The sequence below is a fragment of the Bradyrhizobium sp. LA6.8 genome (genome assembly GCF_040547935.1).
GTDB classification, from domain to species: Bacteria; Pseudomonadota; Alphaproteobacteria; order Rhizobiales; family Xanthobacteraceae; genus Bradyrhizobium; species Bradyrhizobium barranii.
Genome location: NZ_JBEPQQ010000018.1, coordinates 62,589 through 86,315 on the forward strand (window position 1 = coordinate 62,589; position 23,727 = coordinate 86,315).

Sequence of the window (23,727 nt, forward strand, 5' to 3'; positions counted from 1 at the left end):
CCGTCCTGACCGATCCAGCGAGGTCACGTCGGACAAAGCCGCGCCGGCCTTCAAGAGAGCGATCGTCGCGCCGCGTCCGGCACCACTCAGAGCAAGAGTGCTCGACGGTGGACGCCGCAATATAACTCCTGACTCACAAGGATTTCAGAAAAGCCATGAGATCTTTGTCCTCCTTCCATGAGCGAGCGGGTCGTGGTTGGCCGACTTCGCAAAGAGCTACGGCATTGGCTTTCAGCGTGAGGTCTATTTCGGCATAGATGTTGGTGGTGCTGATCGAGACATGGCCGAGCCAGGCGCGGATGGTATTGATGTCCACGCCGGCGAGAACCAGGTGGCAAGCCGTCGTGTGCCGGATCACATGCGGGGTTATCGTTCTGTCGGCCAGTTCCGGCACCCGGGCCGCGCAACGCTCGATAAGGCGATAGACTCCGAAGCGGGTAAATGGCGTTCCGAGCCTGCTGACAAATACGGCGTCATCGCCCGAGTGACCGTGGATCTCGTCTGCCAGAACTCGTTCGGTTTCGGGCCACAGTGGGCACTGGCGCGTCTTGCCGCCCTTTCCGTGCAGGGTGGCAAGATCATGACCGCCATTCCCGCGCCCGATCTGCAGGTCGCGCGCCTTCAGTTGCGTGGCCTCGGAGACACGCGCCCCGGTGTTGTAGAGAAAGAGCAGAAGCGCGTATTCGCTTCGGCCCCGCCTGGTCTTGCGGTCGGGCACGGCGAGCATGGCCTCCATTTCCGCCCTGGTCAGCCATCCGACCGGTGGCGGCATGGATTTCTTCGATGCAATGGCCCGGATATGGCCGCACCATTCGACATGGGCCGGATCCCGGCTGCCGATGAAGCGGGCAAATGCCCGAATGGCGGCAAGCCTCTGATTGCGCGTCCGAGCAGAGCACCCGCGATCTTCCTCGAGATGTGCAAGGAACTGCAGCACGTGCCGGGAGGTGAGATCGTACACGGTCAGCTGGTCCACTGGCTTGCGTAACTCGCGGCTGACGAACGGTAGGAGCAGGCTGAAAGTGTCACGATAGCTTGTGCAGGTGTTCCGAGCCAGATTGCGTTCGGTGACGATGTGTTCGACCAAGAAGCGCCGGAGCCATGCGCCAAGGGTTACGAGTTCAGGCATCCTGACCTCCCCCCGCATAGCGAGCAAAGCGAAGAGATGCCTGCTGCAGAAGCTCCGGCGTCATCGGCAGATAGACCTTCGTGCCTTCCAGATCGGAATGGCCGAGGTAGGTGGAGAGTACGGGTAGCAACCGTTGCACATCCGCTCCCTGACGATACCAGGCAGTCAGGCTGTGAACCGCGAAGCTGTGCCGAAGATCGTGCAGGCGCGGGATCTGTCGCCCGCCTGCCGTGCCACGGATTCCGGCGATGTGCCGCAGCGCGTCGAATGCAGCCTGAACGGTGCTGCTGGCGAGCCGCGTGCCGTCTCGGTTCGCCACAAGGAAGGAAGTCTCGTCCTGCGCAAGCCCGCCCCGCCGCCGCAGAGGTGTGTAGTTGGCCAGTACCGCTGCAAGCTGCGGTCCGATCGGAACCAGACGGCTCTTGTAGAACTTCGTGGCGCGTATCGTTAGAACGTTTTCCGCCAGATCGACATCTGCAAGCGTGAGCTGCGTCGCTTCGCTAAAGCGCAACCCTGCCCCGTATAACAGGAGAAGCAGGGTCCGGAATGTCACTGCGTCGAGCTGAACCGCACCGCGCCGGCTGATCTTCACGTTCGAAAGATCAAAGAGCCGCCGCAACTCGTCACGCGAGTAGATATATGGCGGCGTCCGGGGCGGCGATTTCGGTTCGCTGTTCGGTAACGGCGAGCGCGTCGCATGGCCACGGCTGATCGCATAGCGCCAGAAGCCGGCAAGGACATAATACTTGTTCTCGCGATGCCGGGCCAGTGGGCCTTTGCCTGACAGAAAGGCCAGAACCTGGGTCGCGGTCACCGCGTCGCAGGTGGCATCTCCGTCGGCATATCCGAGGAAGTGACGCAGAAGGTTCGTCCCGGTCGCGAACTTGGCGCCATGGGCCTGTCGCCAGAGGATATATTGCTCGATTACTTCGCGCAGCGTCATGCCAGCCCCTCCAGATCGAGAGCCGCCACCTCGCGAAGAGCCGCGAGATTGACCTTGGCGTAGATCGTGGTGGAGGATGGGTCGCGGTGCCCGAGAAAGTCCCCGATCACCTTCATCGACATGCCCTGATCCAGAAGATGCTGGGCTGCAGCGTGCCGTAGGGCATGCGTACCTCGTCGACCGGAGACGATGCCAATGTTTGCGAGACGATCACGGACGATCTTGCCGAGGGTCTTTCTGCCAACCGGTCGGATGGGCGCATGCGATGTGAAGAAGAGGCTGCGCCCGAGACCGGTCGGACGGGCTTCCCGTATGTAGCGCAGAATGACATTGCCGACGTCTGGTGAGAGTGGCCAGACATGGGTTTGTCCTGGCTTCGGGCAGCGAACGCGAATGATCTCGTTCTCCCAATCTAGGTCGCTGAGCAGCAAGCCGACGACTTCCCCGGCCCGCAGCCCGTAAGTAACAAACAGCATGAGGATCGCGCGGTCGCGCTTGTCGACCGGGCGATCCGCTTGGATAGAAGCCAGCAGGCGCAGGACATCCTCGCGCCTTAGACCCTTCGGCACGGTCTCGTCCGCCATGAACCGAGGCGCCATGATCCCCGCAGCCAGCCCGGCTCGGCACCAGCCGCGCGCTTCGGCAAACAGGAAGAATGGTCTCAGGCGCTGAGCGTAATCGTGCATCGTTCGGCGGCTCCAGGCCCCCCGCCTGTGCTCTGCCGCAACGGCATCGTCGATGTCGGACATCTGGACGGCGTCCAGCGGTGTGCCTTTCCGTGCTAGCCAGAAAAAGAAGCGGTCGATGGCGCGGCAGTAGTCTTGTACGGTCGCCGCGGAGAGCCCTCGCTCTTGGCGCAGCCACTTCTCAAAGATCGCGACCTCTCCGTGCTGCGGATGGTGCTCATGTTCGGGTTCGTCGAGCCATCCTAAGAAGCGCAGCCATTGGATTCCGCGACAGACAAAGCGTGTTCTCGCCTTGGGTGATGCCGACCGGTCGCACCTACGGGCCTTCGGCTGTGACCAGATCGCGGTTACGGCCTCGATCTGCGAAAGGCGCACTCTGCTACCTTCTTTCAGCTTCAGAAGGCGCACCAAGCTCAATTGATCGTTGGCGCATTTCCGCAAGGTCGCTCGTCTGGCGCGTGTCTCCCTGAGATGAACGAGATATCGTTCCCGCTGCTCGACAAGTGGCGCTGCTCGATATCTCTCAGCGGTTCGGGGAAAGAAGATTTCTTCAAACATGATCGTGTCTCCATATCGATGGAAACGCGATCATGCCGACAGCTTCCCGTCGCGAGATTATGTTGACCGACGGCTATCCCCGCCATCCACACCAAATGACCGTGCTGCCTGGGCCGTGTACCCATAAACCCAGCGGCGTGATGCGACGAAGGCTACGTCCGCCTTGCCCCTATAGCGACCAAGTCGTGCGGCAGCGCAATATGTCTCGATGGGCCGCAAGCCGACGTCAGCGGCTTCGGGAGCAGCGGCAACTGCGGCGAACCGATCCGTGAAGGACTTATGTCGATGAGCAAACAACAAATATCACCCGCGGTTAAGTCTCTCACCAGTTGTTTGCACGACGACCGCAGCTTCATCGAGCAGATTCTTGCGACGTGCCAAGACATCGTCGACCAGAGTGGGTCCAGCATGCTCCGGCGAACCGGCATCGAACGGCGGCTTAGGATCGTATTCGATGAGCAACTGTATGCGCTTGGCGGCATCCTCGCCCGCCATTTTCGCTGCTATCGTCAAGCCGAAGTCTACGCCGGCAGTGACGCCGGCTCCTGTGATCCGGTTGCGGTCAACTACGACCCGATCTTTTCGAACCGTCGCCCCCATCTTTGCGAGCAGGTCGCGGACGTACCAGTGCGACGTAGCTTGGTAGCCGTTCAAAAGACCAGCGGCTCCCAGCAAAAGGGAGCCGGTGCAGACGCTCGTGACGAAACCTGCGGCAGCGCCTCGCTCCTTCACGAAGTCGAGCGTCTTGTCGTCCTTGATCGCGTCCAGTGTGCCCTTAAGTCCGCCGGGGACGAACAGCACGTCGAGGACTTTCGGTGATGTCTCGAACGTGTCGGTCGGCGCGATGGGAATTCGCACGTCAGGGATGACCGGCTGCGTGCTTCTCGATATCAGGTGCACCTCTGCCTGCATAATATTGAACACGGTGAGCGGTCCGACCAAATCGAGCATAATCATATCATCGTAGATGAACATGCCCACTTTCAGCCGGCCGTTGGGTTTGGATTGTCCGTGTACGGAATGGGCGAACAATTGCAGCAGCGGGGCCGCCAGAGCGGCCGCAGCGAAATCTCTTCTGTTCATTTGCATACTCCTGACATTGTCACCGCGTTAGATCGGTGCTTCGACTTCCATGTCATTGCTTCCAGGGAATTCAATCTTCAAAACTAGCCCCGCGGGCGCGGCCGATGGAAGCAACACGTTCGCCCGCTATGCTCTTCAGCCGTTGCGATATTTTGGATAGACTTCTCGCCCGATCTTTTCGGCCAATTTATTGAAGTCGACAAACATGTCGCGCGTCATTTTGGTGACTTCGGCTGGAGCTTTCTCGGGTGTTCCGGCATCGTAGGGCGGCTCCGGCGCGTATTGCGCCATGAGCTGGACGCACTCTGCATATTGCCGGTCGCGCAGCTGCCCGACGAGCGACAGGCCGAAATCGATCCCGGATGTGACACCGCCGGCCGTGATTCTGTTGCGGTCGCGGACGATCCTGCCTTCGGTGGGGTTCGCTCCGAACAGCGGCAGCAGCGGTACGGTCGCCCAATGCGAAGTCGCGTTGTAGCCGGTCAGAAGTCCCGCAGCTCCCAGCACCAGCGAACCAGTGCAGACCGACGTGACGAACTTGGCGCGAGATCCCCGGTCCTTCAGGAAGCGAAGCGTGCTGTCGTCCTGCATGGCCGCAAGCGTGCCGGCTGCACCACCGGGAACGCAAATGATATCGAGGTCCAGCGGACATTCGTCGAAGGTCGCGCTGGGCTGAAACTGCAGACCAGTATCGCTCTTCACGATGTCCCGGGTCTTTCCAACGATGTGCGTTGTCGCCCCGAAAAGGCCGGTCAGCATGGCGTGGGGGCCGACCATGTCGAGCGCCGTGAACTCCGGATAGATAAGAAACGCAATTTGCTCCTTCCCTATCCAATTCGCTGGTATCTGCGACATCTCGTGACCGGCCGGCATTTCCGGCGCGACCTCGGCGGCAGAAGTGGCCCGGAAACCCGCCGCGGCGAGGCCCACGGCGGAAGCACGAAGCAGATCTCGTTTCGATATCATTCATTCACTCCCGTGGCTTCGGTGTGACGCGTCGTCCGTGCCAGCTGCGGCATTGGCGCGCGATGTTGGGACGTCAGTACCGATAAGCGATCGTGCCGTAGAAAGCTCGCCCGTCGCCGGGCGCCACTTGGCCGCCGAGCCAGGCGAAAGGCACGAAGTACTTCTCGCCCGTCAGATTCTTGACATTGAAAGATGCCCTGAAATGCTCGGTCTCGTAGGCAATCTTGGCATCGACGGTAAAATATCCGGGCGTCTTATACAGATTGAAGTTGTCGACATACTGCGAGGACGCAGCGTAAACACCGGCACCGACACTCCAGCCCCTGAGGGCGGCAGTGTCAAACGCGTAATTCACCCATACGCGACCGGAATCTTCCGGCACGCCGGAGGGATGGTTGCCTGCCGCTATCCCAACGTTCAGCGAATCCGAGAACACGACGTTCGTGTGGCCGTAGCTGGCCAGCACTTTCCAGTTCTTGTTGGGTTGCCAGATCAGGTCGGTCTCAAAACCCTTCGATTCCTGCGCCGATTCGGCCCCAATACCAACGCCAACAAGAACAGGCACATTCTCGCGTTGGATGTCGAAGACAGCGATGGTGCCAGTAAGTTGGTCATTTATACTGAATTTGAAGCCACCCTCGAGCTGCTTTGATGTTTCGGGCTCGATGTTGGTATTCAATGCCTGCGTGAATGGTGTTGCCTGCATCCCCTCGCTGTAGCTGCCGTAGACTGACAGGCCAGGAATGAGATCGACGACGGCTCCAATCCGAGGCAAAGCTTTGGTTTTTTCGCTGCCGAACGGCGTCGGCGAATAGACACCCGTGCTAAACGGGAAGTTTTCGATATAATCGATGTTGATACTCGCCACTCGCACGCCGGCCAGGATGTGAATGCGGTCGTAGATAGTGGATTGCAGTTGCGTATACGCACCCTTGGTGACGTAGACGCTGTTGAAGTCGAAAAACGGGAAAAACGTCGGCGACGCTGGGGTGGGATCCACGTACGGCGTTGGAAAAACAGGATTATTTAGCAGATCGACAGGCGGTACGCCCAGGTCGGAGTTCATGTGACCGCTATCCGTTACGCGGCTGTAGTCGGCGCCGATGAGCCAGACATTCTTGGTCGGTCCGAGAGCAAACTTGGCCTGCACATTGGGGTTGATCGTGAACTCCGTCTGCTGCTGCGCGAGGTCAATATTGGCGAGGCTCCATGTGGTCGGCCCAACATCAGGTGCGGCCGAAAGAGTGGTTTGGGACTTCTGATCCTCCTTCGATGTCGACCAGCGCGTTTTGACGTTGAATGACCAATACGGATCAAGCTGTCGATCGAAGGTCACCGTAACGCCCTGGACTTCGGTAATGCTCTTTGGGATGTTCGATGGGCCAATGAAGAGTTTGGGATTGAGGCGAAAATCCCCCGAGACCGTTCCAACCGCCGGCAAACCCTCATACCCCTGCTGCTCGAAACGCGAGAGCCGGCCTTGGATCGTCAGCGTTGTATCGGTCTTGTCGGTAAACGTTAGCGTGGGATTGAATGAGTATCGATCCTGATGCACCACGTCGACGAAGCTATCGGACGTCGTATACTCGCCGGTGACACGGAAAAGAACGGTCTTGTCCGCTGAGAGCGGTTGATTGACGTCGAAATACGGCCGCCAGTAATTGTTGGTGCCGAACGTCACGCCCGTTTCTACGCTCGCCTTGTCAGTCGGAAGCTTGGAGATGATATTGACCGCGCCACTGGTCGGAGCACCTGTTCCTCCGCCATACAGGATTGCGTTCGGTCCTTTCAGGATTTCGATCCGCTCCACGTTCGCGAATGAATCGCGATCGCCGGTATCGTAATTGACGGGGATACCGTCGAGCCACTGCTGCGCGGCGAACCCGCGTATGGTCAGCGGTGTCAGGCCCGTCGTGCCGATGCCGAGGTAGTTGGGCCCCTGTGCGTTCGAAGCGTTCTGGATAGCCTCGGTCACCGAGAGATTGTTCTGGTCGACCATCACGCTTCTTGGAATGACCTGGATCGATTGCGGGATCTGCTCGATCGGCGTCGCCGTCTTGGTCGACGAGAACGCTGACAGCGCCCGATAGCCATCGACAGGGCCCGCGGTGGTCACGCTCGTCCTTGGTGGGAGTTTGAGGTCCGGCAAATCAAGTGCGGGATTATACGTTCCGAGAGCGTTTGCGGCGTTCTTGATTGCCGGAGGGGGCACGGCTGGCTCCGGCTTTGCGGTCGCGCGTTTGACGCGCGTTGCGCCGGACTTCTTGCCCACGTGCACTGCGACAGGACGGGTTTGGTTCGGTGCCAGGACCGTCACGCTGGGCAGTTGTGTGGATTGGGCACGAGCGGCGTCGGAGACAGCGAGAAAAAGGAACTGAAGCGCGACAACGCTCGGTCCCACCTGAACGGCAACGATACTCAGCCCGCCCAGGGCACGAAAACGAAACATCGGAAACTCTCCAACCCCGGCGCAACGGCCGTCAACACTCAGCAACGTCATCAGTGGCCGCCGGACGGCCGCACCGATCAAGCGATTAAAGCGTCAGGAGTTGGAAGGAGGGGCGCGGGCTTGGGCATGTCCGCTGCTGCGGGAATTCCGCAGTTGCTGGTCGACGTTGTACCAAACCACCGGCAGGGAGGACCGATAGGGTTCGGCAAACGCGGTCTTGGGCGTGTCCAGGGACGCGCCGGCATGAACCAGACAACACAGCGCGCAAGCACCATCGTGGGCGTGGTGGCCGGTTTGGTCGGGCTGGTTATCGGCCTCCCCGCCTGCATTGTGGCAGATGGTGGCACCGGCGAAGGCGGCCAAGGGATCAGATAAACTGGAGGCCGTCGCCCATGACGCGCCGATTGGTGCGATGATTTGCATCATCAGCGCCATCAAGAAGGCCTGCAGATAGATTTGCAGCCGTCGCCGCACAGATAGGCGCCCCGTTACAACACCTAAGCTAATCATGGGGCTCACTGAGAGTCGACGGTAACTCCCCCTGCTTGGGACGACGCGACGCAGTGCAGGCAAGAAATGTTCGTCAACTGTATCCCAAATATCACGTTGATCTCTCTCACTGCGAGGTGAGGGACCACATGAATTACCGCAAGAACGATCGCCGGCCCTTGTATCGATTCTACAGCGCCTTGCAGCGGCAGAAATCGGTAATGTGCTAGGTTTGCGAGAATTTCGGAGCCCTACGGTTTCGAAGTTTTTCAACACAATCGGCCAACGGCGGAGATCACCCGTTCATCTGGAGATGCGCGATTTTGCAGTGGCATCGATTTCCGCGAGAAGATCACTTCGATGGTGGTCCGTCGTACGAGCATTGGCCGGGTATGACGTTCTTGTTGAAACGTCATACTCGCCTCGCTAGAAAATGCCGGATTGAAAGGTGTGCGCAGTTGCCGACGGTTGTGGCACCTACTGTGGGGGCATGTCAGTGCGTGGGGCCTTGTTGCGAATATTTTCGGCCGCCGCTTCGTCGACCATCTGTGCGCTGCCGGCCGCGGGGCAGGACCGAGCCGCCGTCACGCCCGATCAGCTTCCACCGGTCACCGTCACTGCTCCTGAAGCGAAACCGCCCAAGCGGGAGGCGCGGCCAAAGCCATCGCAAAATCGCAGGACAGGGGCGACGACCGCAACCAGATCGGAACAGCCGGCCACAAGCGGCACAGGGGCGGCGCTGGACACACCTTCCGACGGAGTTGCTGCAATGCATCCTACTGCCGCCAGCGCCGTGCGCTTCACCGGCGAGCAGGTGAACGCAGTTCCGTTCTCGCGTGTCGGCGAGGCACTGGAAGTCGTACCCGGCCTGATCGTCACCCAGCATTCCGGCGAGGGCAAAGCCAACCAGTATTTTCTGCGCGGCTTCAATCTTGATCACGGCACCGATCTGGCCATCAAAGTGGACGGCATGCCCGTCAACATGCCGACGCACGGACACGGGCAGGGTTATGCAGATATCAACTTTCTAATCCCTGAGCTGATTCAGTCGGTGAATGTCCGCAAGGGCCCGTACTACGCCGACGTCGGCGACTTCAGCTCCGCCGGTTCCGTCGCGATCGATTACATCAACAAGCTGCCGAAGAATCTGGCGGAGGTTACGTTTGGCAGTTTCGGTTACCGGCGAGGGGTGGCGGCGGGATCGACCGCGGTCGGCGCGGGCACGCTGCTCGCGGCGATCGAGGGCACCAGATACGACGGGCCGTGGGACGTGCCGGACAATGCGAGGAAAATTAGCGTAGTGCTGCGCTACAGTCAGGGCACCGCGACTGACGGGCTTACACTGACCGCGATGGCCTATTCCAATGGCTGGACATCGACCGATCAAGTACCGCAACGCGCTATCGATCAACGCATCATCGGCCGCCTCGGCACGCTTGATCCGACCGATGGCGGGACGTCCAGCCGCTTCAGCCTGTCCGGCAATTGGGCGCAATCGAGCGGCTACGGCCAAAGCAAGATCAGCGCCTATGTCGTGCGCTCCGATCTCCAACTCTTCAACAATTTCACCTATTTCCTCGACAATCCCGTCAATGGTGACCAGTTCAACCAGCTCGATCGCCGCACTCTTGGCGGCTTCGACGCGCGGCATGCCTTCGATTGGCGGTTTGGAGGCTTCGAGACGCAAACCCGCGTCGGCATGCAGAGCCGCTACGACGACACTCATGTCGGTCTGTTCACAACCGAGCAGCGCGCCCGGCTATCGACCACGCGCGAGGACCGCGTGCAGGAAGGCAATGTCGGCATCTGGACCGACACAACAACGCGCTGGACGGATTGGCTGCGCACCACCGTCGGCATTCGCGAGGATGTTTTCGCTGGCCGCGTCCTCAGCGACACGCCGGAAAATTCTGGCAATGCTCAGGCGACGATGGCGAGCCCGAAGGCCGGTATCGTGCTCGGCCCGTGGTACAAGACAGAGTTCTACGGCAATGCTGGCTACGGCCTGCACAGCAACGACATCCGCGGCGCGACGATCACGGTCGACCCGATCGACAAGGTGACGCCGCAGGATCGCGTGCCGCTGCTGGTCCGCTCGCGCGGCGCTGAGCTTGGTATCCGCACGAAAGCGGTCGACAGCCTCACCAGCTCGGTCGCGGTCTTTGTGCTCGATTTCGACTCGGAACTGCTGTTCGTCGGCGACGCCGGCACCACCGAGGCCAGCCGGCCCAGCCGCCGCGTCGGCGTGGAGTGGGTCAACCAGTACAAGCCGCTGCCGTGGTTATCATTTGACGTTGACGTTGCTTACACCCGCGCTCGCTTCACCGATTTTGATCCTGCGGGTGATCGCGTCCCTGGCGCGCCGGCGTGGATCGCGAGCGGCGCGATCACCTTGGGCAGCGAGACCGGTTGGTTCGGTGCACTGAAGGCGCGCTATTTCGGTCCGCGCCCGCTGATCGAGGACGACACTGTGCGTTCGTTGGCGTCGCTGATCTTCAATGCGCGCGTGGGCTATCGCTTCGACAACGGCCTAAGGCTTCAGCTCGACGTGCTCAATCTCTTCAACGCGCAGACCAACCAGATTGAATACTATTACCTCTCGCGGCTGCCCGGCGAGCCGATCGGCGGCGTTGCCGACCGTCATATCCATCCTGCTGAGCCCCGCGCGGTGCGCCTGACGCTTGCCGGGAAGTTCTGAAAAATATGAACTGACGTATCGGTGCCGCGCCTCGGGGCAAGAGCGGAGATTTCACTGGTGCCGGCTTTTGCTCACGGACTGGGTGGTAGGGTGGCCAGGTGAACAGCCGGATGAAGCGTGCCCAGCATTCCGACAAGTGTGATGATGCCCAGCCCGAGCGCGATTTCGATGATACTGTTGCGCATCAATTGGCGCAGCGCAACGGACCGCTGTTCGTCGAGAGAAAAGGCGAGACGAGGCGTCAGCCGGAATCGGTTGAGTCCGGCGAATGCCAACATCAGAACGAATAATCCGAGCTTAACGATCAGTAGCCGCCCATACTCCGTAACAATCAACCCGCGCAGCGAGCCGACCAGAATGGCGGCGTTGATCAAACCCGTGAGCACCAGCGTCACCACGCTGACGATGCCCAATGTCGAAAACCGCTCCGTCGCATCGCGGGCGAGCGAGATCGCCTTGTTTCGCTGGGCCGCGGCTAGGAAGAGGATCAGCGACAGCAGGCCACCGATCCAGGCGGAGGTGGCGGTTAGATGCAAGGCATCTGCGGCGAGATGCAGGTAACCCATAGCGCCAATAGTCGAGCCCGCATGACCGGTCCAGGCGAGGCTGGCGGCAAATCCCAGCGCCGCCGCGGTCCCAAGCCATTGGGCGACCGCCGCGCGATCATGGGCGAGGCAAACTGCCAGGCAGATTGCAAAGCCTGCTCGAACGATTGTCGCCTCGCCGAATTGCGTTTCGGTGATCACCGTCGACAGCACATCCACGGTCAACGCCTCCTCGATCGGCATGCCGCTCATCGACACGGCCTGCAGCAACAGCCAGATCACGCCAGAGATCATGGCAACGGCGAGGCCCACCCACATCGCGCGCCGCGTCTGGATCCGGAATGGTGCAGCTGTCGCTGCTTCGGAGCGCAAAACCGGCCTAGCGATGACGGTCCGAAAGATGAAACTTCCGACCGTCACCGCCGTGGCCGCGAAATGCACGGCACGTGTCGCGACCAGCGGAGCCTCGGCTAATGACCAGTCCATCGGCGGCGATGCCCTATGGACCGACCTGGAAGGTGAAACTTCCGTCGGTCGTATGGGTGTCCACGGACAGCACGCGCCAGTTCACGTGATAGGTGCCGGTGCCGCCGCCTTTCAGCGAGACCGACATCTGGTTGCCGCTGACGCGTGCCTTGCCGGCGTCGACACGTTGTCCGGTGGGACCGGTGACCGTTACAGCACTGAACGCCGGCTCCAGTTTTTGCGTAAACCAGAGCGTCAATTCGCGCGGAGGAGTTGCGACCTTGTTGCCGACGCGCGGCTCGGCGTGGTCCAAAAACGCGTGGGCGGTCGCTTCGCCGCTCGCGAACAGAATAAGCAGCGGGACGATTGAGATCAGAGATAAGCGTGGCATCTGTCAATTCCTCGGAAAGGGGCTGGCGGGCTGGACCGGACCGCCGAAGATCGGCTTGCCAATACCGCGCGGATCGATGTCGTCGAGATACATGTGCAGTTGAGCGATCACGCCGACATTGGTCCCGCTTTGCCGGTTGATCGGAATCAGCGCTTCGACGCCAACCTGAAACTTGTTGCCGACCCAGAGGACGCCCGGATTGATGGTGCCGGTCGTCGTTGTGCCCGAGGTGAGCGTGTTCGCGATCGGCGTCTGCAGATTTGCTTCAACCAGCGGGATCAGGTGATTGATGAACTCGGGCAGGCCGAGGTCCATCACCGCGGACTTCAGGTAGGGCATGCTGTACTGGATCGTTGCGCCCCAGTTCAGCACGCGCGGATGGAATTCGGTATCGGCGGTTAAGTCGCCGGTATCGGGATCGACGCCGAACGTGGTCGTAAAGTTCCTGCCCGGAATCGCGTAGCCGACCTGGCCAGTGACGGCGACAGGGCGGAGCCATGAGAACGTATCCGGCAGATCGCCAAAGCCTTTGCCGAACCAGACGGTCGGCGTGTAGGTATGGAACGGGTCGGCGCCAACGCTTTGCGACCCGGTGCCGCCCCATTCGATGCTGAGGCCGACGGACATCACGAACTCATGCACGGGGTCTCTGAACACCCGATACTTGAACGTCGTCTCCAGGTTCTGAAAGCCATTGGCTCCGGCAGCCGTCGGATCGATGGGACCGAGGAAAGTGTAGGTCGAGCCGAACGAGATCGCGAAATCCCCGGTAATGCGTTTGGAGAATTCAGCGGATACGTCGCGCTGGCGAATGGGCGGAACGTCGCCGGTCTTGAAGCTATCGAACGTGGGGAGCGATAGCTCATCGTTCACGCCGGGATCATCGATGGTGAGCGTTGCCGGAAAGAAGCGGTTGCCGACGATTTCGTGAGCTACGCTTCCGGAAAGAGGAATAAGAGCGATCGCGGCACCCCAAAGGCCCGCACGCGCATGAGAAATGGACATGGAAGTCTCCGCAAGTTGACGTGTAAGTACAGAGGCCGTTGACAGCCTAGCTCACGGCAATGGCGGGGGCCCACGGGCTTGACCATTCGAGCCAATGCGGGATGGTGCCAGCGCCAGTGCCGCGTCGGGCCAAAGAACGGTGCGGAATTGCCGGGCGAGTATGACGAGGGCGACGGGACCTGGCGCGTCAACGGCCGCCCCCGCGTTGGTTACGCAAATTGCGCAAAAGCCGTCATGGGCGTACGGCCCGCGATCTTGATCGCCTGACCCGGTATCCACGTCGCTATGACAAATGCCGGCTGATTGCAGCGGATCAGCAACTGCGCTGCCGGTGGCCCAGCACGCCGCGATCGGCGCCAGGATCTGTGTCACCAACGCGACCAGGATAATCGGAAAGAATCGTTGCAGCCGTCGACGCATTGGTCCACCCGCACTGTAGGCTACCACCGGGGTAAGGCCGAGGTCGAGGTCTCGGGCCATCCCGATGAGCATGCGAGCTGAAATTCCGATGATTTCGCCGGTTGTGTTGTCCGCTCGCCACGATCGAACCGCAGCACCGCTTACGTATTGGGCCCTTAGCCCGTCGGCAGGAAGCCCCAAGGAGCTAACGGGCGCAGCACGTTAGACGAATTTGACTCCTCAACGAGCTGTGCTACCCCTGCTGCGGGGATCAAGTGGATGGCGCGGTTCGTTTTCAGACGACGGGTGGGCATAGCGGCTGCGCTCATTGCGGCCTATGCTCTCGTTTTCAACGTCGTTCTGACCAGCGTGCTGGTCGCCAGCACCGCCCGGGTGGCCGCAGCGGCGGCCCATGAACTCTGCATCGGCGGCGGCGATACCGACGCGGCCCGAAGCGATGCAGATAAAAGCGGGAAGATAGCGATCCATTGCCCGCTGTGTGTTGGGCACCACGTCGCGGCTGGGTTGCTTCCGCCGCAACCGGCATTGGTTGATCGCGTCCCCGTTGCAGCCCGCACCGTTGTCGCGTTCCAAGCGCGAGTTCTTGCGCGGGCCCGATCCTTCGATCATCAATCGCGCGGACCTCCCGGCCTGATCTGACGACGCGCTCCGGCGCAAACCGTTCGTCTCTTCGATCAGGGAGTTTCATCATGTCGTCCGCGTCCACGCGGCTGCGCGAGTGCGTACTCGCCGGTACCGCTCTTATCCTCATTTCACCGGCAAACGCTCAGTCCGATTCACAGAAGCGGTTGCCGCCCGTAACAGTCGAGGCACCGCAACAGAAGCGCGACACGACAGTCCGTCCGCCTCGTGCCGCCGGGCAGTCGGCACGCACTCGCCGTTCGGCCCGAGCGCCAGCTGCCCCGGCCCAGACCGTCGGCGACCAAAGCGGCGCCTCTCGGGCCGCGCTGGGCGTCCTGTCGGCGCAACAGGCACTAAAGGAACTCAACAACACACCGGGCGGCGTGGCACTCGTTCCCGCCGAGGCCTACAGAAATTCGACGGTTTCGAACACGATCAAGGACATCCTGGATTACGTTCCGGGTGTCTTCGCCCAGCCGAAATGGGGCGACGACACTCGCCTGTCGATTCGAGGTTCAGGAATATCGCGCAATTTCCACCTGCGTGGCGTCCAGCTCTACATGGACGGCATCCCCATCAACACGGCAGATGGCTACGGCGATTTTCAGGAGATCGATCCGACAGCTTACAAGTATGTTGAGGTCTACAAGGGCGCCAACGCGCTGCAATACGGCGCCAACTCCTTGGGCGGCGCGATCAATTTTGTCATTCCGACTGGTCGCGATCCTTTTCCCAACGGCGCATCCTTCGATTTCGGCGCCTTCGGTTTCAAGCGGCTGCAAGCCAATGCCGGCGGCGCGAGCGGTCCCTGGGATGGCTTTGTCACCGCCTCCACGCAAGCATCCGACGGGTTTCGGGATCACAGCTTCGGCTCAAGCAACCGCCTCAACGGTAACATCGGCTACCAGATCTCGCCAGACGCCGAAACGCGGTTTTATTTCAACGCGAACGAGGTGCGCCAGCGCATCCCCGGCAGCGTCGACAGAACGACCGCGCTGGCCTCACCCACCTCGGCTGCTCCGATCAACGTCGTGAACGACTGGCAGCGCAACATTGACACCGTGCGGGTGGCAAACAAGACGACGATTCGCTTCGAGGAGACCCAACTTGAGTTCGGGGTGTTCGGGGTTGACCGGCATCTGATGCATCCGATCTTTCAATGGCTCGACTACCGGTACAAGGACTATGGCGGCTTCGCAAAGGTCACGGATGATCGCTTCATCGGCGGATTCCGGAACAGGTTTGTTGCCGGCTTCAATGTCCTGAACGGCACCATTGACGCACAGCAATTCGTAAATGTTGGCGGCTTCAAAGCGGCGCCAACCTCGTCACTGCTGCAGAAGCCGGAAAACTATTCCGCCTATGCGGAGAATTCGTTCTACGTCGTACCAAACGTCGCATTCGTGGCGGGCACGCAATATCTGTTCGCGATCCGCGACCAGCACGTCAACTTCTCGACCAACGGCGACGTCAACGGCCGCAGTACCTTCAGCCTGTGGAGCCCCAAGGTCGGCCTGCTGTGGCAGGTCGATCCGACCTGGCAGGTATTCGGCAACATCTCGCGCAGCGCAGAGGTGCCAAGCTTCGGCGAGAGCGTCAGCCCGAACTTCCTAAACCCGACCTTGCCCAGCATTCCGTTCTTCTTGATCAAGCCGCAAACCGCTACAACCTACGAAATCGGAACGCGGATGAAGCGGCCCGATTACTCATGGGAGATCGCCCTCTATCGCGCCAACATCCGCAACGAACTGCAATGTCTCTACAGCGCGTTCGGCAATTGCAACGTAACCAACGCCGATCGCACCATTCATCAGGGGATCGAAGCTGGTGCCGGCGCTGCAATCTTCCGCGACATCTTCGTCGGCGGACCTGCCCCAGACAAGATCTGGTTGAATGTTGCCTACACGCTGAACGATTTCCGATTCGACAACGATCCGGTGTTCGGCAACAACATTCTGCCGGGGGCGCCGCGGCACTTCATGCGGGCGGAGCTGATGTACAAGCATCCCACCGGGGTCTATTTCGGGCCCAACATGGAATGGGTGCCGCAAGCCTATTTCGTCGACAGTGCCAATACTTTGATAACGTCAGCCTACGCGATCTGGGGTTTCAAGGCAGGTTTCGATAATGGCGGCCCATTCACGGGCTACATCGAAGCGCGCAATATCGCAAACAAGGCCTATATCGCGAGCGCGAGCATCATTGACCGCGCCACTCCGACGTCACCCTTGTTCGAGCCTGGCAACGGAAGGGCGGTGTATGCCGGAGTGAGGTACCGATGGTGAGGACGATCATGTTCGTACCAGTCAGGCGCTGCAGCGAGCTGATCAAGACGAGCGTTGGCGCATTGTCGCTGATGCTCATTCTGCTGACCGGCGACGTGGCACGGGCCGCGGATGCGGAAGTCGACATTGCCCGATTGCTGCACGGCATGTTCGACAAGCCGGGCGCTGCCCTCGAGGTCGCTCCCGTCGTGATCGCCGGCGATTTCGCCATTGCGGGCTGGACCCAGGGCGACATGGGCGGTCGGGCGTTGCTCAGACACAAGCAGGCGGCTTGGGTGATCACTCTGTGCGCTGGCGACGGCATCAAATCACGTGAAGCGCTGCGGCAGGCCGGGGTTCCCGAGCAGGAGGCCACATCATTGGCGCACGATCTCGCGGCAGCGGAGAGCAAGCTCGATGCACAGCGTGTGGCGATGTTCTCCCGATTTGAGGGACTGGTGACGATGGATGGGACGCCCTACCAAGCCAACGGCGCCCCACACCGAACAAAGTGATCCGCCGGTGGGCGGAGCAAATTGAAATGGCCGGCCAAGTCGTTGGCCGGCTCCTCCAACGAACATGGACGACAAGAATGACGATCGAGCGAATCCGAGCGGTGCCTTTCCTGCTGAGCTTCCTCGCGGGCGTGATCTTGACGATCCGGGCCGCTACAGCCGCCGATGACGAGACCTTCTTCACGCATCTTCACACCGAGCGGGCGATGGCGAATGTGACCGTCACACCTGGCAGGGCAGGTCCCGTGGAAATCACGGTTCAACTTGAGACAACGGACGAAGCGCCGCTGTCGGCGATGGCCGTGTCCGTCGCCTTGAGCGGGCCCCACGTGGGGAGCGAGACGATCAAAGCCTCGGCCGTGCACACGGCTGACGACCTGTGGCGGGCCACACTGTCGCTTCCGTCGGGCGGGCGCTGGGACATGGGCCTCATGATCCGGCTGTCAGAAAACGACGAGGTGAAGATCGCGGCGCCAATCCTGATCCGGTGATCAAGCCTCTTCACTGAGCAAATAGACAGCGAGTGAACAAAGTCGATACGTCGATCTACATGACGTGATCTTCGACTTCCCCCTTGGGTCAAGGGCTACCTTCCCAAATGCGCTAGCGCCACGGTCGCTGTACCTCAGATAGCTGCCGACTTACTGCACCAAGTCAGCAGAGGCGGGCAGAGCCGGCTGTGCACTCCAGCGTCCAATATCGCTGCAGTCCCCAACATAACCGGCGACACGAAATAATCTGCCGGCGGCGCCGGAGGCCGATCGGTCAAACCGCCCCGGCCTCAGCGAAGAGCATAAACCGAATGACGTCCTGCGACGCGAGTTGGATGCGCAGTGCCGCTCGCAGTGCGCTGAGGCCGAATGCACGCAGGTCCTCGTTGAAGTCGTCCGTCCGGGGAGATAGGGCAAGTGCCTCAATGCCCGCCGCTTCGGCGCGTTTGGTCAATGCCGCGAGCGCCATGTCACCCGCGGCATCGGCGTCGCGGGCGATGTAGAGCCGGCGCAGCGTCGGGGGGAGCAGAAGGGCGGCAAGGTGGTTGGCCGAGAGCGCGGCGGCCATCGGCATGGCAGGCAGCGCACAGCCTAGCGACAGCATCGTCTCGATGCCTTCGCCGACAGCTAGTGCGTCGTCGGCCGCGCCAAAGCGGACTGCATGGCCGAGCAAGTCGCCCATGGCCCGTCGCGGCATGTCGACCGGCGCCTTGCCGAAGCCGTCCGGCGCAAGCCAGGTGCGATGCGCGCCGGTGATGGCGCCGGAAAGATCGGTGACAGCGGCGATCATTGCTGGCCAGGTCTCAGTGGGCGAACTGTCGTCCTGGCGATAGTAGCAGCGCGGATGAAACCGCAGCGCGCCCGCATCGCGGACAGACTTGATGCCGCGATTGCACAGGTAGGTCTCGACGAGCGTCCGGCGGATCGGTTGCGACATGGCGATCAGCCGCTGCACCGCTTCCTGCGATCGGGCGGGGACGGGTGTGCAAACGGGCTTTGGGCTGCGGCGCGGTTCGGCGCGCGGCAGACTCAGAAAGAGTCGTGCCTCCTCGGCGACATCGCGAAATTTGATGAAACCGCAGCTCTCGCGGATCACGTCGAGGAGATCGCCATATTCGGCCGAGGCAGCATCGGTCCAATGCCCGGCGGCACCGGGACCGGAGTCCGGTCCGCTGAGCCGGACGAACATCGACCGGCCGGGCGTATTGCGAACGTCGCCCACCATCCAATAGCGGCCCTGGCGCCGCCCGTTGGAAAGGTAATGGCGGCAGACCGCCTCGGCATCACGGGCGAGCCGGCGCGCCAGTTCAGAAGCGTCGCGGGACATCACGCAACCTCCCGCAGCGCGCTGGCATTATGTTGCGTAGAAGCTATCAATCGCTTGTGAGACAGCACCCAATCCCAAATGCGCAACATAACTCTCGGCGCAACATACTCGGTCCACTTGCCGGCGGGGCCCTTCGACGATTCCTGGAGCCGCACAAATAACGAGCGGCCCGGGGTGTTGTGGACGTCGCCAACCACCCAGTACCGGCCCGCCCGCTTACCATTGGGGAGATAGTGTCGGCACACCGCCTCGGCCTCGCGCGCGAGGCGGCGTGCCAGCTCGGAGACATCGCCGGACATCACGCGGCCTCCCGCTCACTGACGCCCGTAACCGGATAGGTGTCGAGCACCCTCGACAGGACCTCGATGCCGCTCGCGTGCGTGGGTACGAACATGCGCAGCTTCCAGGAGATGATCTCCCCAAAGAGGCCGTAAGCACGGAGGCGATCGCGCATCGTGTCGTTGAATCCCGACAGCTCGATGCGATGTGCACCCATCACCCGGACGCGGCGAAGCTGAAGTCCCTCTGCGAGCTCGAGGACGGTCCGTCCCTCCATCAGCGCGGCAAAGGCGGCGTCCGCCGTCAGCGAAGGCGCGTCCGTCGCAAGGACGTTTGCGACCCACGCGGCCGAAACCTTGCGGCCGATGATGCGTTCGCCCGCGTCGGTTTGAAGGCGATAGACGCGGGTCGATTCGTTCGGTAGCCGCTTCCAGATGGGGAGCAGCAAGCCCGCCACAACGTGGATCGTGCTTTCCGTGAACTCGGGTACCTCGGCAAGCTCCGCCAGCCAGGTCGAGGCAAAGCGTTCACGATCCGCTTCGTCCCAATGACTTTCGGCCATGGTGGTCAAGGGGACCGTGTGCTGATCCATCGGCCGGATCAGACGGACGCGCCGCTCGATCTCGCCGTCATCGAGCATGAGGCTCGCCGCGGGGACCTGCACGGCGGTTCGTCCCGAGCGCTCATTGACGAGCAGGACGGCCTGACGATCGGAAAGACGAGCAAGAGCGTCATCCAGACTCACCGGATGATTGCGCTGGCGCTGCGCGACCGTGAGCAGCCGGGTTTCGGCGCCGGTCCCCGAATGGTCATAGATCGTCCGCCGGTCGGTGACGACAAAGCTCTCGGCACGGAGGGTTTCCAACCCGACGTCGTAGGTGCCGGATGCAACCGCGCCTTCGATCCGAGCGGTCAAGAGCTGCTCGAAGGCGGTGAACAGCACATTCTGTAGGTCGATGGTGAGCGCCAATAACCTGTTCAGGAAGGTCGTGATTGGCGGCAGGTCATCCCTGAGCCCATTGGCATCCGTCAGTTTCAGGCCGGTCGCATCCTCGAACCTCCCAAGCGAGCATCCGCCGACCTTGCCTCGCGCGAGCAGCGTGTAGAGCTGACGTAACGCATCACGTCCGTACTGGCTTTCGAGATTGTCCTCGGGCCGGAACAGGCCCTGTCCTCCGGTCTGACGTTGGCCGCGCGTAATGGCTCCCAACGTATCGAGCCGGCGGGCAATGGTGCTGAGAAAGCGCTTTTCGGCCTTCACGTCGGTCGCAATCGGACGAAACAGGGGTGGCTGCGCTTGATTGGTCCGGTTGGTGCGGCCGAGGCCCTGGATCGCGGCATCCGCCTTCCAGCCCGGCTCGAGCAGGTAATGGACCCGTAAGCGGCGATTCCGCGCCGACAGTTCGGCATGGTAGCTCCTCCCAGTGCCCCCGGCGTCGGAGAACACGAGGATGCGCTTGACGTCATCCATAAAGGCCGAGGTCTCGGCGAGATTGGCCGAACCGGCTCGATTTTCGACCACCAGCCGGTCGCCCTTGCGAACGATGCGGCGCGAGCGGCCCGTCACCTCGGCGACCAGTTCGGTGCCGAAGCGCTGGATGACCTGATCCAGTGCCCCAGGTACCGGCGGTAGTGATGCAAGCTTCTCGATGAGGCGGTCGCGTCGTGCGACGGCTTCCCGGCTCTCGACCGGCTGGCCGTCGCGATAGACAGGCCTGGAGCAGAGGTTGCCCTCCGAGTCGGTGAAGGGCTCGTAGAGCTGGACCGGAAAGGAGTGGGCGAGATAGTCGAGGACATACTCGCGCGGCGTGATGTCGACCCTGACGTCGCTCCACTCTTCAGTCGGGATCTCGGCGAGCCGCCGCTCCATCAGCGCTTCGCCCGTCGACACGATCTGGATGACCGCAGCGTGTCCAGCCTCAAGATCATGCTCGATTGACCGCATCAGCGACGGCGTCTTCATCGAGGTCAGGAGGTGGCCGAAGAAGCGCTGCTTCGCGCTCTCGAAGGCGGAGCGTGCCGCAGACTTGGCCTGCCCGTTCAACGTTCCGGTCTCGCCGGTAATGTTGGCGGCTCGCATCGCCGCATCGAGGTTGTTATGGATGATGCTGAACCCATCAGCGTAGGCATCGTAGATGCGAACCTGCTCCGGCGTCAGCTGGTGCTCCACGGGGTCGTACTCGACGCCCTCGTAAGAGAGCGAGCGTGTTGAATAGAGACCGAGTGCCTTGAGATCGCGTGCCAGCACCTCCATGGCCGCGACCCCACCGTCCTCGATCGCTTCGACGAACTCGGTGCGTGTGGTGAACGGGAAGTCGGCACCCCCCCAAAGACCGAGGCGTTGGGCATAAGCGAGGTTGTGGACCGTGGTGGCGCCCGTCGCCGATACATAAACCACGCGAGCATTCGGCAAAGCGTGCTGGAGCCTCAGGCCAGCACGCCCCTGCTGAGAGGCCGCCTGGTCACCGCGCTCGCCCTTGCCCCCGACCGCATTCTGCATGGCGTGGCTCTCGTCGAAGACGACCAATCCGTCGAAGTCGGAGCCCAACCATTCAACGATCTGCCCGACACGCGAAAGCTTTTCGCCACGCTCGTCGGTCCGTAGCGTGGCGTAGGTGGTGAATAGGATGCCTTCCGAAAGCCGGACCGGGGTGCCCTGGCGAAACCGGGACAGTGGCGTAACCAGCAGCCGCTCCATGCCGAGCGCGGACCAGTCGCGCTGCGCATCCTCGATTAGCTTGTCGGACTTGCTGATCCAGACCGCACGGCGGCGACCCTTGAGCCAGTTGTCAAGTAGGATCCCCGCGACCTGCCGCCCCTTGCCTGCGCCGGTGCCATCTCCCAAAAACCAGCCACGTCGAAAGCGGACGGCATTCTCTGCATCGTCGCGTGCTGCAGCAACGACGTCAAAAGTCGCATCGACTGTCCAGGAACCCGCGAGGAATTCGGAATGCGCCTCACCGGCATAGATCACGCTCTCCAGCTGAGCATCCGACAGAACACCGTCGTCCATGACATTGGCCGTCAGGTGCGGACGATAGGATGGCTTCGGTGGCGCAACGGACGCCATCGCGGCAGACTGCACGAGCTTGGTCGGATGTGCGCATGATCCGGGAATGCAGATCGACTGTAGTCCGTATTCCTCATAAATCGCGTCGGTCAGCCGAGCGCCTTCCGGCGGGGACCATTCGACCGTCTCATAGATCAGTTCTGCGCTTACTGGCGCGGCGCCTCTCGAAGTGGACGATATGCGTGGTGCAACGGCGCTGACCGATCGCGACATCGTTGGCCGCCCGATAACAACGATCTCCGTTGGCGTGGCGACGGGCAGCCTTGGAGGCACATGCAGATTCACCCAGCCAAGCAAGGTAGCGACGTCGGCCGCCAAGCCTGGCGAGGCAGGAAAAGCCGTCGGATCGGCAGCGGGCAGCTTGTCGATCACATGCAGCCTTGTGTCCGTCTGAGTACCGTGCTTGGCGTAAACGGCGCCATCGACGGCGGCGGAAAACACCACGCGCCCGCGTTCCTGGAGGCGAACAAAGGCATCTCGCCATGTCGGGTTATCCGGCGCGAAGCTTGCACCAGTGATGGCGACGAGGCGCCCACCATCGCAAAGACGTGCGAGTCCTGAACCGATGTGCCGGAGGGCCGCATCCGCCATCCGGCGATCGACATTAGCCAGTGCCGAGAACGGCGGGTTCATCAGGACGACGCTCGGTGCGACACCATCGTCAAGGTGGTCATCGATTTGCGCGGCGTCGAACCGCGTGACATTAACGCCCGCGAATAGCTGTTCGAGCAGCCCCGCCCGGGTCTCGGCCAACTCGTTCAATAGCAAGATGCCGCCGTCAAGCTCGGCAAAGACGGCAAGCAAACCAGTCCCCGCGGAGGGCTCCAGAACGCGATCGGCCTGTGTAATGCCGGCTGCGGTGCATGCGGCCAGCCCCAGCGGGATCGGTGTCGAGAACTGCTGAAGCGCCTGACTATCTTCGGAACGTCGCGTGTGGGTCGGGAGAAGACCAGTCACTCGCGAAAGCATCGGCAGCATGGCGACGGTCGAGCCGGCCTTGGCGCGCATGGCCGGACCGAACTTGCGAAGGAACAGAACGGTTGCCGCCTCGCAGACATCATAGGCGGTCTTCCAATTCCAAAAGCCGGCCGTGTCCGAGGCGCCGAAGGCAGACTCCATAGCGCTACGCAGAACAGCGGCATCAATGCGGCGGCCGCGTTCGAGCTCGGTCAGGACCTGTCGCGCGGCCCTGACGGCGGCAGAGGTGAGATTTGCAGCGGAACGCATGGAGGGCGGCGTGGCGGCACCGCCAGCAAGAGATTCGGTCATGGCAGGATTTCTTTCGGAGAGCCGGAACGGGTCGAACCGCCCGGCGCTCTCCTCAAGACCACGG

Annotated in this window: 19 protein-coding genes; 5 read left to right on the top strand and 14 right to left on the bottom strand. The window is 61.6% G+C overall.

All coding sequences use genetic code 11. From position 1 onward, the window contains the following. Positions 1-133 precede the first annotated feature (133 nt). From ABIA90_RS44770 to ABIA90_RS44800, 7 genes are all read right to left on the bottom strand, one after another. Complete coding sequence (locus ABIA90_RS44770) at positions 134-1,129, bottom strand: tyrosine-type recombinase/integrase (protein ID WP_354122197.1); 996 nt, start codon at positions 1,127-1,129, stop codon at positions 134-136. Next, positions 1,122-2,072: a tyrosine-type recombinase/integrase gene (locus ABIA90_RS44775; protein WP_354122196.1), complete on the bottom strand. Its 951-nt coding sequence runs from the start codon at positions 2,070-2,072 to the stop codon at positions 1,122-1,124. The genes ABIA90_RS44770 and ABIA90_RS44775 overlap by 8 nt, the downstream gene beginning before the upstream one ends. Continuing rightward, a complete protein-coding gene (locus ABIA90_RS44780) occupies positions 2,069-3,316 on the bottom strand; it encodes a tyrosine-type recombinase/integrase (RefSeq protein ID WP_354122195.1) in 1,248 nt (415 codons plus the stop codon). Before ABIA90_RS44780 ends, ABIA90_RS44775 begins: the two co-directional genes overlap by 4 nt. A gap of 303 nt (positions 3,317-3,619) precedes the next feature. Continuing rightward, positions 3,620-4,399: a DJ-1/PfpI family protein gene (locus ABIA90_RS44785; protein ID WP_354122194.1), complete on the bottom strand. Its 780-nt coding sequence runs from the start codon at positions 4,397-4,399 to the stop codon at positions 3,620-3,622. A 135-nt stretch (positions 4,400-4,534) separates the two neighbouring features. Further along, positions 4,535-5,365 (bottom strand): DJ-1/PfpI family protein, encoded by an 831-nt coding sequence (locus ABIA90_RS44790; protein ID WP_502916696.1) that lies wholly within the window; start codon positions 5,363-5,365, stop codon positions 4,535-4,537. A gap of 73 nt (positions 5,366-5,438) precedes the next feature. Further along, entirely contained in the window at positions 5,439-7,814 is a 2,376-nt protein-coding gene (locus ABIA90_RS44795) for a TonB-dependent siderophore receptor (RefSeq protein WP_354122193.1), read from the bottom strand. Between the two features lie 93 nt (positions 7,815-7,907). Further along, positions 7,908-8,288 carry a DUF2946 domain-containing protein gene (locus tag ABIA90_RS44800; RefSeq protein WP_354122504.1) on the bottom strand — a complete coding sequence of 127 codons (381 nt, stop codon included), beginning with the start codon at positions 8,286-8,288 and terminating at the stop codon, positions 7,908-7,910. Between the two features lie 784 nt (positions 8,289-9,072). Between ABIA90_RS44800 and ABIA90_RS44805 the strand changes: the two genes are divergently transcribed. Beyond that, complete coding sequence (locus tag ABIA90_RS44805) at positions 9,073-11,001, top strand: TonB-dependent receptor (RefSeq protein ID WP_354122192.1); 1,929 nt, start codon at positions 9,073-9,075, stop codon at positions 10,999-11,001. 71 nt (positions 11,002-11,072) lie between these two features. Here the strand turns inward: ABIA90_RS44805 and copD are convergent, their stop codons facing one another. From copD to ABIA90_RS44825, 4 genes are read right to left on the bottom strand one after another with little or no spacing between them, the layout of a single operon-like run. Then, positions 11,073-12,032: a copper homeostasis membrane protein CopD gene (copD, locus tag ABIA90_RS44810; RefSeq protein ID WP_354122191.1), complete on the bottom strand. Its 960-nt coding sequence runs from the start codon at positions 12,030-12,032 to the stop codon at positions 11,073-11,075. A gap of 13 nt (positions 12,033-12,045) precedes the next feature. Beyond that, entirely contained in the window at positions 12,046-12,402 is a 357-nt protein-coding gene (locus tag ABIA90_RS44815) for a copper resistance CopC family protein (RefSeq protein ID WP_354122190.1), read from the bottom strand. Between the two features lie 3 nt (positions 12,403-12,405). Continuing rightward, positions 12,406-13,407 carry a hypothetical protein gene (locus tag ABIA90_RS44820; RefSeq protein WP_354122189.1) on the bottom strand — a complete coding sequence of 334 codons (1,002 nt, stop codon included), beginning with the start codon at positions 13,405-13,407 and terminating at the stop codon, positions 12,406-12,408. A gap of 51 nt (positions 13,408-13,458) precedes the next feature. Further along, on the bottom strand, positions 13,459-13,899 hold the full coding sequence (locus ABIA90_RS44825) for a DUF2946 family protein (protein ID WP_354122505.1): 441 nt from the start codon (positions 13,897-13,899) through the stop codon (positions 13,459-13,461). A 186-nt stretch (positions 13,900-14,085) separates the two neighbouring features. Here ABIA90_RS44825 and ABIA90_RS44830 point away from each other — a divergent pair, with 186 nt between their 5' ends. The 4 genes from ABIA90_RS44830 (at position 14,086) to ABIA90_RS44845 (ending at position 17,718) form a co-directional block, all read left to right on the top strand. Beyond that, on the top strand, positions 14,086-14,466 hold the full coding sequence (locus tag ABIA90_RS44830) for a DUF2946 family protein (protein ID WP_354122187.1): 381 nt from the start codon (positions 14,086-14,088) through the stop codon (positions 14,464-14,466). Between the two features lie 50 nt (positions 14,467-14,516). Beyond that, entirely contained in the window at positions 14,517-16,733 is a 2,217-nt protein-coding gene (locus ABIA90_RS44835; protein WP_354122186.1) for a TonB-dependent receptor family protein, read from the top strand. A gap of 8 nt (positions 16,734-16,741) precedes the next feature. Further along, a complete protein-coding gene (locus ABIA90_RS44840) occupies positions 16,742-17,227 on the top strand; it encodes a copper uptake system-associated protein (RefSeq protein ID WP_354122185.1) in 486 nt (161 codons plus the stop codon). A 77-nt stretch (positions 17,228-17,304) separates the two neighbouring features. Then, positions 17,305-17,718 (top strand): hypothetical protein, encoded by a 414-nt coding sequence (locus ABIA90_RS44845; protein WP_354122184.1) that lies wholly within the window; start codon positions 17,305-17,307, stop codon positions 17,716-17,718. A gap of 274 nt (positions 17,719-17,992) precedes the next feature. Here ABIA90_RS44845 and ABIA90_RS44850 read toward each other — a convergent pair whose 3' ends face one another. The 3 genes from ABIA90_RS44850 to ABIA90_RS44860 are packed head-to-tail and all read right to left on the bottom strand — an operon-like array spanning position 17,993 to position 23,663. Further along, positions 17,993-19,045, bottom strand: coding sequence for a DUF7146 domain-containing protein (locus ABIA90_RS44850; protein WP_354122183.1), 1,053 nt, complete (start codon positions 19,043-19,045; stop codon positions 17,993-17,995). After that, positions 19,045-19,344 carry a hypothetical protein gene (locus ABIA90_RS45675; protein WP_502916695.1) on the bottom strand — a complete coding sequence of 100 codons (300 nt, stop codon included), beginning with the start codon at positions 19,342-19,344 and terminating at the stop codon, positions 19,045-19,047. Before ABIA90_RS45675 ends, ABIA90_RS44850 begins: the two co-directional genes overlap by 1 nt. Next, positions 19,344-23,663, bottom strand: coding sequence for a strawberry notch-like NTP hydrolase domain-containing protein (locus ABIA90_RS44860; protein WP_354122218.1), 4,320 nt, complete (start codon positions 23,661-23,663; stop codon positions 19,344-19,346). Before ABIA90_RS44860 ends, ABIA90_RS45675 begins: the two co-directional genes overlap by 1 nt. Positions 23,664-23,727 lie beyond the last annotated feature (64 nt).